The 1561-nt window shown below is 73.5% G+C and carries 1 protein-coding gene; it reads left to right on the forward strand.

Going from position 1 to position 1561, the window contains the following annotated elements; genetic code table 11:
• The first annotated feature begins 60 nt into the window (after positions 1-60).
• Entirely contained in the window at positions 61-1482 is a 1422-nt protein-coding gene (locus ABD143_RS38065; protein WP_343988750.1) for an IS1380 family transposase, read from the forward strand.
• Positions 1483-1561 lie beyond the last annotated feature (79 nt).

Below are 1561 nucleotides of genomic sequence, written 5' to 3' on the forward strand. Positions count from 1 at the left end.
AGCGCGGTTTGATCGTGGTTGTCGAGACCCAATCAGATCGAGCTGAGAGGCACTCCGCGGGTGAAGCATAAGGACTTGCGTCCCTGGTTGTCCGTGATCGCCGGCGGCGAGTCGCTGGTGTCGCACGCCGGTGGGGTGTTGCTGGTGGAGACCGTGCGGCGCACCGGCCTTGCCCGGCAGCTGACGCGGCGGCTGGGGCCGTGGCGGCTGCCGCGGGCATCTCATGATCCGGGCAAGATCGTGGCTGATCTTGCTGTGGCGGTCGCGCTGGGTGGGGACGCCGCCTGCGACGTCGCGGTGCTGCGCGCCCAGCCTGGGGTGTTCGGGCCGGTCGCCTCGGACCCGACGGTGTCGCGGCTGATCACCCGGCTGGCCGGCGACGCCGCCGATGTCGTGGCCGCGATCAGCGCGGCCCGCGGTGCGGCTCGGGAACGGGTATGGGGCATCGCCGGGGCGCCGGTCCAGGACGGGCGGGTCGTGATCGATCTGGACGCCACCCTGGTCACGGCGCATTCGGACAAGCAGGACGCCACCCGGACGTGGAAGAAGACCTACGGGTTCCACCCGCTGCTCGGGTTCGTCGATCACGGCAGCGCCAGTGGCGGGGAGCCGGTCGCGGAGCTGCTGCGACCGGGTAAGGCCGGCTCGAACACCGCCGCCGACCACGTCGTCGTGCTCGATGCCGCGCTCGCCCAGCTCCCCGCCGAGCGTCGTGCCCGCGACGGGGCGGGCCGGATTCCGGTGCTGGTGCGCACCGACGCCGCCGGCGCGACCCGCGAGTTCGCCACGCACCTGCACCAGCAGGGCGTGGACTTCTCCGTCGGGGCCAGCTTCGCCCACCTCGACGTGCACACCGCCCTCGCGCAACTCCCCGCGGCGGCGTGGACCCCGGCGTATCAGGCGCGCAAGCCCCGCGCCGCCGAACACGGCGTCCAGATCGAGCCCCGCGACGGCGCCTGGGTCGCCGAGGCCACCGGCCTCACAGAGCTGCACGGCTGGCCGCCCGGCACCCGGCTGATCCTGCGCAAGGAACGCCCGCACCCCGGCGCGCAACTGCGCACCACCGACGCCGACGGCCTGCGGATCACCGGCTTCCTCACCAACACCCCACGCGGCGGAGCAGGCCGGCAACTCGCCGACCTGGAACTACGCCACCGCCGCCACGCCCGCGTCGAGGACCGCATCCGCGCCGCCAAAGACACCGGGCTGCGCAACCTGCCCTTCCACGACACCAACCAGAACCGCATCTGGGTCGCCATCGCCGCGCTCGCCCACGACCTGCTCGCCTGGTGCGCCCGCCTCGCCCTGCCCACCACCGCCGCCGGCTACGAACCCAAACGGCTACGGCTGCGGCTGCTCGCCACCGCCGGGAGACTCGTGCGTTCCGCCCGCCGCCACATCCTGCACATCGACCCCACCTGGCCCTGGGCCGAGACGATCACCACCGCCCACGCCCGCCTGACCGCACTCCCCGTCCCCTGACCGGCGCCACCGCCACAACAACCAGGACCGGAGCACCGGCCAACCGCAGGGCCGGGGACCGTCCCTGCCCGGACACCGA

Origin of the sequence: Pseudonocardia aurantiaca, assembly GCF_039526725.1 — a bacterium.
Lineage (GTDB): Bacteria > Actinomycetota > Actinomycetes > Mycobacteriales > Pseudonocardiaceae > Pseudonocardia > Pseudonocardia aurantiaca.